The organism is Nitrospira sp. (genome assembly GCA_029194675.1).
Lineage (GTDB): Bacteria > Nitrospirota > Nitrospiria > Nitrospirales > Nitrospiraceae > Nitrospira_D.
Genome location: JARFXP010000009.1, coordinates 1 through 13,834 on the forward strand (window position 1 = coordinate 1; position 13,834 = coordinate 13,834).

At 55.2% G+C, this 13,834-nt stretch carries 14 protein-coding genes; 8 read left to right on the plus strand and 6 right to left on the minus strand.

All coding sequences use genetic code 11. The features are described from left to right. From P0120_23485 to P0120_23500, 4 genes are all read left to right on the plus strand, one after another. Positions 1 to 458: adenosylhomocysteinase (locus tag P0120_23485; GenBank protein MDF0677270.1), on the plus strand; the 458-nt coding region annotated here is incomplete at its 5' end. Positions 459 to 858: 400 nt separating this feature from the next. Then, a complete protein-coding gene (locus P0120_23490) occupies positions 859 to 2,061 on the plus strand; it encodes a hypothetical protein (GenBank protein MDF0677271.1) in 1,203 nt (400 codons plus the stop codon). 233 nt (positions 2,062 to 2,294) lie between these two features. Further along, on the plus strand, positions 2,295 to 3,116 hold the full coding sequence (locus tag P0120_23495) for a hypothetical protein (GenBank protein MDF0677272.1): 822 nt from the start codon (positions 2,295 to 2,297) through the stop codon (positions 3,114 to 3,116). A 201-nt stretch (positions 3,117 to 3,317) separates the two neighbouring features. Continuing rightward, complete coding sequence (locus P0120_23500; GenBank protein ID MDF0677273.1) at positions 3,318 to 3,869, plus strand: DUF429 domain-containing protein; 552 nt, start codon at positions 3,318 to 3,320, stop codon at positions 3,867 to 3,869. Between the two features lie 79 nt (positions 3,870 to 3,948). Here P0120_23500 and P0120_23505 read toward each other — a convergent pair whose 3' ends face one another. The 4 genes from P0120_23505 to P0120_23520 all read right to left on the minus strand — a co-directional run bounded on the left by P0120_23505 (position 3,949) and on the right by P0120_23520 (position 7,188). After that, positions 3,949 to 5,349 carry a patatin-like phospholipase family protein gene (locus tag P0120_23505; protein ID MDF0677274.1) on the minus strand — a complete coding sequence of 467 codons (1,401 nt, stop codon included), beginning with the start codon at positions 5,347 to 5,349 and terminating at the stop codon, positions 3,949 to 3,951. Positions 5,350 to 5,497: 148 nt separating this feature from the next. Continuing rightward, positions 5,498 to 6,283, minus strand: a complete 786-nt coding sequence (locus P0120_23510; protein ID MDF0677275.1) for a cyclase family protein — start codon at positions 6,281 to 6,283, stop codon at positions 5,498 to 5,500. A 332-nt stretch (positions 6,284 to 6,615) separates the two neighbouring features. Next, the gene (locus tag P0120_23515) at positions 6,616 to 6,939 is read right to left on the minus strand and encodes a glutaredoxin domain-containing protein (GenBank protein ID MDF0677276.1); all 324 of its coding nucleotides are present in this window, start codon (positions 6,937 to 6,939) and stop codon (positions 6,616 to 6,618) included. Positions 6,940 to 6,948: 9 nt separating this feature from the next. Next, positions 6,949 to 7,188: a BolA family transcriptional regulator gene (locus P0120_23520; GenBank protein MDF0677277.1), complete on the minus strand. Its 240-nt coding sequence runs from the start codon at positions 7,186 to 7,188 to the stop codon at positions 6,949 to 6,951. A 246-nt stretch (positions 7,189 to 7,434) separates the two neighbouring features. Between P0120_23520 and P0120_23525 the strand changes: the two genes are divergently transcribed. The 4 genes from P0120_23525 (at position 7,435) to P0120_23540 (ending at position 12,045) form a co-directional block, all read left to right on the plus strand. After that, the gene (locus tag P0120_23525) at positions 7,435 to 7,869 is read left to right on the plus strand and encodes a response regulator (protein ID MDF0677278.1); all 435 of its coding nucleotides are present in this window, start codon (positions 7,435 to 7,437) and stop codon (positions 7,867 to 7,869) included. Positions 7,870 to 7,958: 89 nt separating this feature from the next. After that, on the plus strand, positions 7,959 to 9,011 hold the full coding sequence (locus tag P0120_23530) for an ATP-binding protein (GenBank protein MDF0677279.1): 1,053 nt from the start codon (positions 7,959 to 7,961) through the stop codon (positions 9,009 to 9,011). Further along, entirely contained in the window at positions 9,008 to 11,503 is a 2,496-nt protein-coding gene (locus tag P0120_23535) for an ATP-binding protein (GenBank protein MDF0677280.1), read from the plus strand. Before P0120_23530 ends, P0120_23535 begins: the two co-directional genes overlap by 4 nt. Next, complete coding sequence (locus tag P0120_23540; GenBank protein ID MDF0677281.1) at positions 11,452 to 12,045, plus strand: DUF3365 domain-containing protein; 594 nt, start codon at positions 11,452 to 11,454, stop codon at positions 12,043 to 12,045. The genes P0120_23535 and P0120_23540 overlap by 52 nt, the downstream gene beginning before the upstream one ends. A gap of 71 nt (positions 12,046 to 12,116) precedes the next feature. Here P0120_23540 and P0120_23545 read toward each other — a convergent pair whose 3' ends face one another. Next, entirely contained in the window at positions 12,117 to 13,214 is a 1,098-nt protein-coding gene (locus tag P0120_23545) for an AI-2E family transporter (protein MDF0677282.1), read from the minus strand. A gap of 143 nt (positions 13,215 to 13,357) precedes the next feature. After that, complete coding sequence (locus P0120_23550) at positions 13,358 to 13,801, minus strand: polymer-forming cytoskeletal protein (GenBank protein ID MDF0677283.1); 444 nt, start codon at positions 13,799 to 13,801, stop codon at positions 13,358 to 13,360. Positions 13,802 to 13,834: the final 33 nt, after the last annotated feature.

The following is a 13,834-nucleotide window of genomic DNA, read 5'->3' on the forward strand; positions in this document are numbered from 1 at the left end:
CCGTCACCGGCAACATCCATGTCATCCGTGGCGAACATTTTGCCGCCATGAAGGACGGGGCCATCGTCTGTAACAGCGGCCACTTCAACGTGGAGCTGGATATCCCAACCCTCGAAAAGCTGGCCGGCGCACGCCGGGTGGTCCGTGCCGGTGTCGAGCAGTTTACACTCAAGAAAAATGGCCATCGGGTCAACTTGCTCGGCGAAGGCCGGCTCGTCAACCTTGCCACCGCCGAGGGGCATCCGTCCAGCGTCATGGACATGAGCTTCGCCAACCAAGCACTCAGCGCGGAGTATATCGTCAAGAATTACAAGCGGCTCGAAAAGAAGGTCTATCCTGTACCTCCGGCCATCGATAAAGAAATTGCTCGTCTTAAACTGGACGGCATGGGCGTGTCGATCGACACGTTGACGACGGAACAGAAGAAGTATCTCGCATCCTGGGAAATGGGGACATAGCGGCGGGCCTGAGACTCGCTGTCGCTCCCAAGTTCTCGGAATGACCCTTCCAGCCTTCTGCGACGCGAACCTTCTGGAATTCCTTCAGCTGCGGTCGCTTCGGCGACCGCAGTCTTTCAGTCAGTTGCAGCTTTCACATCGCCGAAGGCTCGGTGGGTCCCCATTCCTTCACCGAGGTCGCTCCAGAGAGCTACAGGCCCGCCTGAGCGAAAAGCGAAAAGAGAGCGCAATGAAGACGCACCTGTTTGAGAGAGGAAAAAGGAAAGGTCGCCTGAGAAGGTGGCCTTCTAATTTTAATTCAGCCTTTGTATTCCCTTCCAGCTAAGTCCTTTGCGGTTTTGTTTTTGGAGGCCGATTGCAATCTCGTGAACGAGTGGTAGAGTGTGATCAAGGAGTCGTTGTGAAATCCTCCACATTCCAACCGCTGTCGCTTGCAGATTTTGACGTTTCTCCTGAACGGGGTTTCCTGCCGTCGGATCCCTGTGAAGCGCTGCCCGATTGTCCCGTACTAAACCATCTGAGCCGTGAGATGCCGAAATTGTTGAGCGCGCGCCAGGTCCGGCAGTTTATCGACGAACAACCGTCGTTACTTCCATCCGTTCCATCTCGTTGGCGTGATGAGGAATTCCGAGCGGCAATGCGAATTCTTTCGTTCGCTGGCCATGCCTATGTCTGGGAAACACCAGGACAGCCGACCGTCAAGCTACCTTCCCAACTCGCGTGGCCGTGGTATGAGATCGCCCAGAGGCTTGGCCGTCCCCCAATCCTTTCCTATGGCTCCTACGCCCTAGACAACTGGCGCCGGCTTGATCCGATGAAGCCCATTCAGCTCGATAATATTGTGTTGCTTCAGAATTTTCTCGGTGGGCTGGATGAAGAGTGGTTCGTCGTGGTCCACATCCAGATCGAACGGCAGGCGGGGCCCGGCTTGGAGAGCCTGCTTCGAGCGATCAATGCAGCCTTGGAAGGGAAGGACGACGAAGTTCTATGGGGGTTACAGGCGCTGGCGTCTGCTCAAACGGCCATGCGCGACACACTGCTGCGCATGAAAGAACGCTGCGATCCCTATGTGTATTACACCCGCGTGAGACCCTACATCCACGGTTGGAAGAACAGTCCGTCGCTGCCCGATGGCCTCATCTATGACAATGTCGAAGCCTTTGTCCAACAGCCGCAGCAGTTTCGTGGCGAGACCGGGGCGCAGAGCTCGATTGTTCCTTGTCTGGACGCAGGATTGGGCATCCATCATGCGCCTGATCCCTTGACGGTGTATCTACAAGAAATGAGGGAATACATGCCGCCACGCCACCGCGCCTTTCTTCATGCTTTGGAGAACCAGACTGATAGCCAGAGGCGCACTCTCCTTTCCGGCTATGTCCATGATCGCAGGCAGCATCACCCCGAACTGTGGTCCGCCTACTGTGCTTGTGTCAACTTGCTGGCGCAGTTCCGAGAAATCCACATCGGCTATGCCGACAGCTACATCAATCGCCAGCATCAAACCAGTACGACCAATCCCACAGCCGTGGGCACCGGCGGCACTCCCTTCATGACCTACCTGCAGAAGCATCTGGACGAAACCAAACAAGCTATCTTGACCTAGCCACACTCGCCCGGATGACAGGCCCCAGTCCTCGCCCCGGACTTTCAGGAATTCCCTCAACTAAGGCCGCTCCAGAGTGCTACAGGCCCACCTAAAGGAAGAACGTAAGAGCACGCAGTTAGGAACACCTGCACCACACCTACAAAAGGAAGAGCTAGAAAAGCCTTCTTGGACCATTTCCTTGTCATCAAGTACAATGACCATGAAGCTGGAATGAGATTTCTCTCCGAGACATGACCCTACCATCTGATTTCGTTCCTCGGTGCAAGGAATTCAATATTATTACCGTATCTTCCGGTAGACCACACCGAATCGCAAAAATTATATTCGGAAGCGACGGTAGCATATATGTGACGTTTCCCAGCTTTTCTCGCAGTGATGGGCTGGCTGCTGTCTTAACACTCACGGGTGACGCCAAGTATCCAGCCAGCTTGGATTTGGCGAAGTATGGCAAAGTAACTGGTCACCGCGTGAAGTACTCACATCATCCCGATGGGCTGGCCCATTTCTCGCAAAAGAAAAAGGTACGATCTGAGATACGGAGAAAAGCTTGCCCGTTGAATCTTCAGATCGGACATCTCTTTACAATCCAGCTTCAAGGCGTTCATGCGTTCAATCCTCCACGTCCATCAGACACGGCTCATCCGATAATCATTACCATCGAAGGTGAAATCCGAACACTGAAGATAGTGTGCTTCAGAACTCAGCTTTCGAAGATTCAAACAAACTTGGCAGGACAGAGAGAAGGACGGCCCATCTTTATGCGAACAAGAGATGGCTCATTGAGGCCAGGGGTGGCTATCGCTCCACCTCAGGAGAGTCCGTTTGGTGACTCGATGCTTTTTCTTATTCCGGAGGAAGTAACACCATCGTCCGAAGACCAAGAACCTTTCCTAATGTTTCTTGGAGGATTTGACTATTATGAAGCTGCTCTAGATTTATCACAGGGCACATCCTTTTTGGGCTTGCTTTATCCCTGTTCGGATTTCAATAAACTCAGAAGCATGATCGGGACAATTGATCTTCCCTCTTTTCAGGCTGAGAAGCCGATCTAGGTCACTATTTTGTATGGGCACCATAAAGAGGAACCACACAGCCTTCACTTCATTTCAAGCCCTAGGGTGGCCATGCCTACGGTCCCCAACTGAACCGAGGCAAGTGCACTAGACTAGCTAAATTTCCTGTCGAGGTACAGTGACAGGCACAGTTTTTATTTTTTGCTGGCCTGCTACAATCCCACCGACAGGAACACTCCGATGGCCAAGAACTCGTCCTTAGTTGTAGTCGGCATCGATCTCGCCGGATCGCCGAAGCGCCCGACTGGTCTGTGTGTGCTGCGCGATTTGACTGCTGAAACGCATGTAGTGTTCGGCGACGATGAGATCATCAACTTCGTTAAAGAGGTTCGACCTACTCTCGTCCCAATCGATGCCCCGCTCAGCTTGCCGAAGGGACGACGGACGATCCACGATCGTTCTGGTGAGCATCTGCGTGAATGCGATCGAGCATTGCTTCGCCACGGGATCCGCTTTTTCCCCGTCACGCTTGGCCCCATGCGCATGCTGACCGAGCGCGGACTTGCTTTGAAGAGTATGCTCGCCACCATGGGTTATCAGGCCATGGAGTGTTTCCCAGGAGCTGCGCAAGATCTATGGGGAATTCCTCGGCAACATCAAGATAGGCTCGGCTTGCGTTATGGATTGAGAAAACTCGGCCTGCGCGGTTTGAAAAATCGGCTACCAGCGATGAGTTGGACGCTACGACAGCCGCCCTGGTCGGTCGATGGTTTCTGCTGGGTCAAGGCATGATGTTGGGCGGAGAGACGGGCATCCTAATCCCGGTGAACACCCGGCGACGGAGGAACGAAGTTTCTTTCTTGCGGGATGGCTAAAAAGGTCGTTGGCTCTCCCCTGTCGCTCGATCCGGTGTTTGCAGCGGCAACGGAGTGGTTGCCGCTTCCGCTTCGATGTCGCGCAGGAGCCGCTGAAATTCCTTGTCATCTCTGAGCAGCTTGGAGGCTGCCGACAGGAGATGATCCAGCTGCTCACCGGTCAATGCGAGGTTGGTAGGAATGTTCATGAGCCTCGCATGTTCTTCGACATCCTCCAACTCCATCAGACTGACATTGATGAAATAAATGTCAGCATCCGGCGTGAATATGCTCGAACCGGTCGGTGGTCGTTGGCGCAATTGCACCCGCCATTGCGTGACGGCCTGGCTCATGAGCTCGAACGTGTCGGTGGAATAGCGATTGATCGGAATATCAACCAAGGCCCTGCTGGCTCGCCACAGACCCGGAATCTCACTCAACGTATACTGGCTCACATCCGGGGCAGTCTCGGCGCTGACCATGAGATAGACCAGCTTTCTGATATTTCTCACACCGAGCAATTGGAAGTAGGACTCGAAGTCTCCGACCAGTGCCGTCGTTTCCAGCACACTGCGCATGCCGACATTGTCGGCCAGTCCTCCGTCCAGCAGATGGATATAGGGGCGCTTGTCCGCATCGAGGTACGATCTCAGTTCGTTTGCCCGCCGTCGTCCCCACGTGGTCTTCCTCATTTCCGTAAAACGGGCCGGCGGTTCAAATCCGCATTGCCCGGCATAGTTTTTCATCGCGATCGGGCTGAGGATCATGGGCAAGGCGCTCGATGATGCCGTTGCCACGGAGAGCCGCAGTTCGCTGAGATCGGAACAGATCAGGTCGAACTGTCGCTGGTTGAACTCGAACCGCGAGAGAGTGGCCATGTCGGAAGCATGGAGGAAAACGATCGGCCGCTGGTGGCGCGAGACAAGATCGCCGAATGTGTGGCCGTCGAAGAGTGCCTCATCCAACAGTTCGGAAAAGATGTGTGTACGGCCGAAGTAGGGCGACCACAAGCGAAGCCAGTTGTGGGGCGAGCGGAAAATTCTCGCACGCAGCTCGTGCTCCCAGTCCTTGCGAAGAAAGCGGGATTCGAAGTCCTGGAAAATGCGATCACCATAGAGCGCATAATAGGCCGCCGTGAAGCTGCCGCCCGAGAGAGCCGTAATAATGTTCAGCTCATCGACCAGTCGCTTGTCTCTGCCTTCCCATCGGATCGGTGTCCGAGCCAGTTCTTGAAGCACGCCATAGGAGAGTGCCGAGGCCCTTGTGCCGCCGCCGGAAAACGAAGCGACGATGAACAGACTGTCCGAGCTGCCGGTTTTGGATGGAGGCAGGTTAATGGAGCGATAGCCGTATCCGGCATCCCACCGCGTGAGCGGCGCATTCATCGTTGGGCGCACATACTCACAGCCAAGTGTCATGCTCAACAGGCTGCACAGGAGCCACAGTCCTGCACGACAACTGGCTTGAGCCGCCTCGTGTGAGATTCCTACCATAGGGTCGCGGAAGGATGTCGAAGGGATAAAAGAGGGTCAAGCACTGAGATCAGCACGATCCCGGAACGGAAGATCAGTGTCGTGGCATTACAGCAATAATCCGTAGCGGGCCACCAGTCCCACCGGCAATCTTCATCGGAAGCGCGATGACATCAAAGCCACGATCCGGCAAATCACCCAGATCGGCAAGATTCTCGAACACCGGCACGTTCTGAGAAAGCAGCGCGACGTGTGTTTCGAACTTGGTCGATTGTCCATAGTCGATTGAGGCCGTGTCGATACCCACGGCCTTCACTTGCCGTTCGCGCACCAACCAGGCGGCCGCTTCGGGATGTAACCCTGGGAAATGGAGCGCGCGTAGCCCTTCTTGACCCCGCACTTCAGTTCCCAGATAGTCCTTGCGACTTGGCCAGAACCGGGCATAGCCCGTGTTCAACAGGATGATAGCGTGGTTTGGAATTCGCCCATGCTCTGCCTCCCATCGTTCGAAATCCGAGATCGCCACACGATAATCACGATCACGTACACATTGCGCTGTGACATCGATTCGGATGCCACCTCCAACTAATCGTTCGACCGGAATCTGATCCAGTGTCTGCTTCCCTTTGGAGAAGTGAATCGGCGCATCGATATGGGTGCCGCCATGTTCAGGCATCTCTACACGGTTCGAGGCGTAGTAGTACCCGCCCACGGTATTCTCCGCATGCTGGACGATCAGCTTAAAATCCTGCTCCGTAGGCCAGACAATCGTATCCGATCCAAAGGAATGGGTCAGATCAACAATCCGCGATCGTTCCCAAGCAAGAAGATTGCGCTGAGGACTAGCAGTGGAGCACCCCACGGTCACGATGAGGTACATGACCGCGATCAGCATTCCTATCGGGGGAGTCGGCCTCTTCAAGAGATAACCCCGTTCTTAAATCTCCATCTCGAAGGCTGCAACGCAGCAGCATCGTTGCTCTTCCTTCCCACCCTCCTCCGTCTCGGATCGAACGGATGCGCGGTGAGGTTCGCGCCATAGCTGGGATTGCTAAATCGGCAGGCAAGAGATATTGGGTGCGACGGCATTGCGACGGGAGTCGCAGCATTAGAGTCGCACCCAAAAGAAAAGAACGAAGTTCGTCACCCGTCTGGATTCAACACATTATGGCGCAAGCGAGTCCGCGCATCCGTTCGTCGCCGAGACCTCCCTTACTTCCCAAATGCTTTTTTCAGCAGCGGCTCGATCTCACCCTTGGCGGCCATCGGGTCGAGGATATCGGTATCTCCATAGAAGGTGCCGTCGATAAACACCTTGGGTAGCGTCGGCCAATTGGTCATCTTCGTCAGCGCTTCCCGCTTATCCGGCTGCGACAGGACGTCGATGAGTTCGTAGGGATACCCGTACCGATCGAAAAACTGCATGGTCTCTCTCGTAAACCCGCACATCGGCATGGTCTTCGTTCCCTTGCCGTAAATCAAAATCTTATGGGCCTTGACTTCTTTCTGAATTTCTTCTTCGATCGGCTCGGCCATGGTCTCCTCCTATGCCTCATCTCTGGTGCGCGCGGTTAATTCGAGCGCATGAATGCGCCCATCCTTCATCGGTGCATCCAACGCTTGATAGATCATTCGATGCCGGTCCATGAGATTTTTCCCTTGAAACCCATTGGAGACGATCTCAACCTTCAGATGATTCATCGTTCCCGTACGATCGGTTACTGTCACCTCGGCATCCGGCAGGCTCTTGCGAATATAGTCGGTCAGAACATCTGGTGTAATCACCGGCCTCTTCTCTCCTAGCTTTTTTCAATACCCTAGCCGAAATTGGCTCTGAAACGCAATGAGCTTCCCGGTTGGTGGTTTTCAACAATGTGGTGGTGCAATTGAGCCACTCAGTGGAAGCATGGAGATATTCTCAGCACGCAAACAGTTGAAAGCTTTCAATGTCATCTCGATCACGACTCGGCATCGACCTTGCGCTACTCGTTCTCCAACGCAAACAATTCCCCCTTCACCAAGGAGGTCGTTATGAGCGAATTCAAGTCTGGGTTTTTTGTAGGAGGTGATAGCTGCAACGGTCGCGTCCTTGTTGTGGATGATGAGCCTGATATCCGCAAGGTCGTCCGAATGACCCTGCAGAAGGCCGGCTACGATGTCCTTGAAGCAGAGAACGGCGAGAAGGCCATCGAAACCATCAATTCGGGCGAAAATCGTCTGCTCCTTGACATCATGATCTGCGATATCCGGATGCCGAAGGTGAATGGCATCGAGGCGATCGCCTACTTCCGCCAGAACTATCCGCGGGTACCCTTGATCGTTCTGACTGGATTTCCGGACACGGACATGGCCACATCGTTGCTGAGGCAGGGAGTAGTGGACTATCTCGTGAAGCCGGTGGAAGGCGAGAAACTGAAAGCCTCCGTCGCACGCGCCATGGAACAACGTGAATTGGCTCCTCTATGATGGATTGGACGACATCACGGCCAGAGGGTCTGGCGGCCACCTCTTCACCCAACGCTCATCTGCGGATCCTGAGCGAGCGGAGTGAATCGGTGCCCGCCTCGTCTCTGATCAGAGTGGCCATCGTCGGAGCGGGCCGTGGTGGAACCGCACTACTCGATGTGCTTCACCAGATCGGCACGATTGAGATCGTCGGTATCGCCGATAAGGACCCCTCTGCACCAGGACTCCAACGAGCCCAGGAGATCAACGTGACGATCTATGACCGAGTCGCCGATCTGATCAAGAGCCCGGGGCTCAATCTTGTCATGGACGTCACCGGTGATCCAGCAATGGAGTCGATGCTTCGTGAACAACTGCCGGCAGGGGCGGATATCATAAGCGGACAGGCGGCGCGACTTCTCTGGACACTCGTGCAGCATGAATCGACATTCCAAACCGAGTTGCTCCATGCGGAGAAACTCGCGGGAATCGGCTCGTTTGCAGCGGGCATCGCCCACGATATGAATAATCCGCTGCAGCTGATTCTCGGTTTGGCGGAAAATCTGGCCGACGAGGTCAACCTCGATGTCGTGCATGCCCAAGCACTGGACATCATCGACGCCGTCAAGCGCACGACCGCCATTTGTCGAGATCTCACCTCTTACTCACGCCGCACCTCCGTACGGCAAGACGACCTGGTCAACGTCAACGGCAAGCTGGACGAAGCCCTCAAGATCGCCCGCTATGCCGTGGCTCTTCAAGACATCGACATTCACAAGCTCTATCAGCCTGACGTCGTTGTGAAGGGAAACTCGGATGAGCTCCTCCATGTGTTCGTCAATCTCATCACGAATGCCGTCCAGGCCATGGAACACCGCGGCACCCTGACGCTGGAGACCTCAGCTGTGGCCGGCACAACACAGGTTCGTGTTTCGGACACCGGCTGCGGCATCCCCAGAGAGCTACAAAGTCTGATTTTCGAGCCATTTTTCACCACGAAACCTCCAGGGAAAGGAACAGGATTGGGCTTATACAACATTAGAAATGTCATCCATCGCATGAATGGCTCCATCGTGGTCGATAGCCACATCGGCCGTGGCTCAACCTTCACCCTCACTTTTCACGATGAGTCCGGCGCCGGTGAAAGCACAGCTCCATCATGACTGAACAGTCGACATCCTCACCCCCCGACATCAGATGGGGACTCAAAACCAAGGTCATCCTCTCCATGCTGTTCGTCGGTCTCGTCCCGCTCGTCATCGGCTTGGGAATGGCATTTTGGCAAGGCTCCCAAGAAATCCGTGAAGTCAGCGGAGAGAGCTTTGAAGCGCTGGCGATTGAAGCCGCCCGCAAACTCGATCTTCTGCTCGCCGAGGAAATCGCCCATACGGCGCGCATCGCAAATGATCCGATGCTCATTGGCGAACTGGAACATCGGCGTGATGCACGGGGTGATGCCAACAGCCCCAACACGGCACCGTCAGACTTAGAACGGCGTTGGACGGCACGAGAGCGGACGGCGATCAAATCCGTCATGGAGAACCCGTTCAGCGCCTTGCTCCACGAATACTTCACCGGCGTCCATAGCGCGCCTGGACAATTACTTCCGCGCGTAGTTCGCTCCTCGACGAAGATGCTGTTCTTGACTGATGTACAGGGCACGCTCGTCGCGACCATGACCGAGCATCCCGCCTTTCGTCACAACGAGGCCCGATGGTGGCAAGAGGCCTTCCACAAGGCGGTGGGGAGACTCTATATCGAAGATGTCCGTTTCGACGACCAGGTGAATGCCTATGTATTCACCATTTCACTTCCCGTCATGGATAGTCTTCGATACGAAGTCGTCGGAGTACTTCACCGCGTGATCGACGCGAAGGATTTTTTTTCTCCTTCAACCCAGGTCACTCGATTCGGAAAGACCGGCCATGTCATGTTGATCGATTCCAACGGCATCGTCGTCAGTTGCCCGATTCTTCCCACCGGCGTCCCGCTATCCGATCCGACCTTAATCCCGCTCGTCACACCGCAACATCCCGGATGGGTGCAAGCTTCGAGCGACGGTCACGGGGGACAGGATATCTCCGTGATCGGCTTCGCCCCTCTTCCGGAAACCGGACGAGCGGCCAACGGCTCTATCGGCAGTGGGTCGTGGCACACGTTCGTCTGGCAATCATCCGATGAACTCTTCGCCCCGATTCAGCATCTATTCACCTGGGTGTCGGTATTCGGAGCCGTCGCCGTTGTACTGTTGGCTTCGCTGGGGTACATTGCCGCCGGCCGCATCGTGACTCCCGTACGGCAACTGCAACAGGCTGCACAAGCCATCGGACGTGGTGAACTGCGGACACCGATTCACATCACTACGGGTGACGAATTGGAAGACTTGGCCGACGAGTTCAATCGAATGAACAGTCAACTGAACGCCGCATTCGCCGGACTGACCGACCAGGTCAAGTTGAAAACCCAGGAGGTCCAGGTCCTCCAGAAGTCGACGGATCAGATCTTAGACGCCGTTCCCACTCCAATTCTCTTAATCGATGCTCATGAAGTCGTGCGCTACATCAATCAGGCGGCTCGTGAATCCTTCACGGTCCAGGACCCGATGAAGGGAACGTCGCTGTTCACGATTCTTCCACTCGACCCAGCCGTGCAGAAACGGCTTCGAGCGGAGTTCCGAACGAACGGCACTACGCCGTACGCCACAACCGATATCGAACGTGAAACAGTACCAAGGGACCCCCTTATGCCAAATGCGGATCACGAACCGGCCGTCCGTCGTGCTGAACTCCACATCGAGTCCCGCACCTATCAGTATCAATGGTTTCGATTACCAGCGAAACCAGGTGAGGAAGACAGTATTGGACTGGTGCTTCGAGACACCACGGACGAGAGTCGGTTACAAGACCAGTTGGTTCAGGCGGAAAAGACGGGAAGTCTCGGTGTGTTGACCGCGGGAATCGGCCACGAACTCAACAACCCCTTGTTCGGAATCATCGGGTTGGGGGAAGTCATTCAGGATGAACAGGACTTGGATCATATCAAGACCTGCGCCCGAGACATCGTGACCCATGGTCGTCGCATGGCCACCATCATTCGCGATTTTGCCGGAATCGCAACCAAAGAAGCTTCCGACAAGCCGGTGCCGGTTCTTTTGGAGCGAGAATTTGACTACGCGATGACCACGGCACAGACCACCACGGAAATGAAGGATATCGTGATCCACAAGACCTATGCGGGCAACACGCCTGTGCTGGCGTTCCCGGACCAACTTCGACAGGCGCTGGTCAATCTTATGATCAACGCAGCGCAAGCGATGAAGGGCGCCGGCACGCTCACCTTGACCACAGCCGTGTCGGATCATACAGTGACAGCGACGATCGCCGATTCTGGTCCCGGCATCTCCAAACAGCATTTATCAAAGATCTTCGATCCGTTTTTTACGACGAAGGGACAGGGAGAAGGATCGGGCCTCGGGCTCACGGTTGCGAGGCGGATTATCAGGAAGTTCGGAGGCGACCTCCACATCGAGAGCGTCGAAGGACAGGGCACTATTTGTATCGTGACCTTACCGATAAGCTCTTCGTTGTCTCCTGAAGGAGGCCCATGGGCAACATCCGCATCATGCTCAGATCCGCAACCATCGCATTCGTCTTAGGAGTGCTCTGGGTTGGTTCTCCGGTTCCATCCGCCAAGGAAACCCCAGGTCTCGTCGGCATTGCACCGGAGAAAGTCGCCGATTATATCCATGCCGTCATCGAAGCCGACCGCTCGATCTACACGACACAGATCGTCAATCGTATGCAGGAGAAAGGTATTGTCGCGGCGGCTGAACATTGGGAGCAGGACAACGCCCTTCCCCTCCCCGCCCAATTCCTACAGCATTCCGGACGGTTGGTAGCCGAGAGTGGACGAGGCATCCGGTACAGATTGATCGGACTTTCCCCGATGTATCAACGCAACGGTCCCGCCACCGAATTCGAACGAAAGGCCCTGACCGAGCTCCAGCGACAGCCGGATCGACCGGTTACCGGAATTGTGTCGAGCGGCAAGAAGCAGTACTTCCAAGCCATCTATGCAGACCGTGCTGTCTCTTCCGCCTGCGTGACTTGCCACAACAGCCATCCGTTGAGCCCGAAGCAGGATTTCAAGTTAAACGATGTGATGGGTGGGATCGCCATTACGATTCCGCTGGAATAGGCAGGAGGCACGACGCATCATTGTCGGCTGGTGAACAAAACACTGTGCGCGGATCCATCGTGACAAAGAGATTACGAAGGCGTGGGCGGGCTTGCGGAAGCGACCGGTGGCTTGAGGTGGTACTCCTCCCGATAAATCTGGACGGCGGTCATCAACAAACTGATGAGTATCGGACCGACGAAGATGCCGAGCAACCCATAGAGCGCCAGCCCACCCAACACGCTCAGCACGAGCGGCAGGACGGGAATCTGCACATCTTGGCCGATCAACCAAGGCCGAAGAAACTGATCGACCATCGAGACGACGCCGATTCCCCAGGCCAGCATGGCGAACGCTTTACCGGTCGCACCTATCCAAAACAGGTAGATTACGAGGGGTCCCCATACCAGCCCGGTCCCACCGAATGGAATCGGCGCCACTACGATCGTCAACGCCGTGAGTCCCATCGGAAACGGCACATCGAGCGCCAAGTAGGCCATCCCCGCCAGGAGACCCTGAACGATCGCCGTGACCAGTATCCCTTTCACCACCGCCCGAATCGTTTGATCTAACCGAATCAAGATTTTTGACTTGTGCGACTCGTCCATGGGAATCAAATCGTATAAGACAGCGAGCCACTGCCGGCCATCCTTAAAAAGAAAAAACAGCACCAACAACATAATGAAGAAATTCATCACGAGAGCGAAGGTATTCTTCAGCAGGCCCCCCATTCCACCGACGAGAAATTGACTGAGTTCCTTCACCCCGGTCATGAGCGATTGCTCCAAGGAAAGCGGATGCGTACCGGTACCGGACAACGCTGACTTCAACCAACTGCCGATGAAGGGAACCGCAGCCACTTGATCCGGCAGTCGTTGAAGCCCGCCGGCAGAAATCCATGATCGGATCTCCTGTTCCTCTACGCTGGCTTCGCGTATCAACATCACCCCCATCACGACCAAGGGAACAACCACAATCCCCAACGCCCCAAATGTCAGAATGCCGGCAGAGAGCGCGTCTTTACCGCCGAACAGCTTCGTCAAACGGAGATGGAGAGGAAATGCCCAATGGGCCAACAGACCCGCCCACAAGGCCGAGAACAAGAACGGCTTGAGCATCAGCCCAATTTGGTAGAGGAGCAGCGCCAGAAGAGAAAAAAACACGATGGAAAAGATTTGTTGTCGAGTCATCGAAGCTGTCTGAGTCACTTGAGGAGGCAACGAGTAAATAACAGATCCGACGGCGTCTGTCACGGTAGAAAGAATGGGAGGAGAAGGAGCGAGCCCCACCGACGTATGTAAGGAGGACCTGAGGGCGAGAGGCGGGAGTCGGCTTACAGGTCAGCTTCCCTTCCGATCAGCGCAACCGCTTTCCCCCGGTGCGCGCTCATGTCGCGAACGTTACTCGGTAATCGAGGGATTTCTTCGGGCCAGCCTGTGACCCCCATATCGCTGACCCCCTGAAATTTGGCTCCTTCTTCCATCAACATCATCGGGCAATGGACTTCGCCGATCAGAATGGCAGTCTTGAGGAGCTGGATCTTCCCAGTTGCCGTGACCGTGGCTTTGATACGTCCGCTGCTGATCAGTGAATCGGCGTGAATGGCTCCCTTCACAACCCCATCTTCACCAACAATGACTTCCCCCTTCGTGTGCACATCGCCCTCGAGTCGCCCGTCAATTCGCACGGTACCGTCGACTTTGATTTCACCCTTCAGTTCGACACCTTTCGCCAACAGCGTCATATTGCCATCGTCTGCATACGCGGTCTTTTTCATGAGGACTCCTTGGTGCAGGCCAACTTCCCCAAC

Excerpts from the sequence above, each read along its gene's own strand:
- P0120_23500 (MDF0677273.1), top strand. The coding sequence starts at position 3,318 with ATGGCCAAGAACTCGTCCTTAGTTGTAGTCGGCATCGATCTCGCCGGA.
- P0120_23550 (MDF0677283.1), bottom strand. The coding sequence starts at position 13,801 with ATGAAAAAGACCGCGTATGCAGACGATGGCAATATGACGCTGTTGGCG.
- P0120_23505 (MDF0677274.1), bottom strand. The coding sequence starts at position 5,349 with ATGACACTTGGCTGTGAGTATGTGCGCCCAACGATGAATGCGCCGCTC.
- P0120_23535 (MDF0677280.1), top strand. The coding sequence starts at position 9,008 with ATGACTGAACAGTCGACATCCTCACCCCCCGACATCAGATGGGGACTC.
- P0120_23545 (MDF0677282.1), bottom strand. The coding sequence starts at position 13,214 with ATGACTCGACAACAAATCTTTTCCATCGTGTTTTTTTCTCTTCTGGCG.
- P0120_23515 (MDF0677276.1), bottom strand. The coding sequence starts at position 6,939 with ATGGCCGAGCCGATCGAAGAAGAAATTCAGAAAGAAGTCAAGGCCCAT.
- P0120_23510 (MDF0677275.1), bottom strand. The coding sequence starts at position 6,283 with ATGTACCTCATCGTGACCGTGGGGTGCTCCACTGCTAGTCCTCAGCGC.
- P0120_23540 (MDF0677281.1), top strand. The coding sequence starts at position 11,452 with ATGGGCAACATCCGCATCATGCTCAGATCCGCAACCATCGCATTCGTC.
- P0120_23525 (MDF0677278.1), top strand. The coding sequence starts at position 7,435 with ATGAGCGAATTCAAGTCTGGGTTTTTTGTAGGAGGTGATAGCTGCAAC.
- P0120_23495 (MDF0677272.1), top strand. The coding sequence starts at position 2,295 with ATGACCCTACCATCTGATTTCGTTCCTCGGTGCAAGGAATTCAATATT.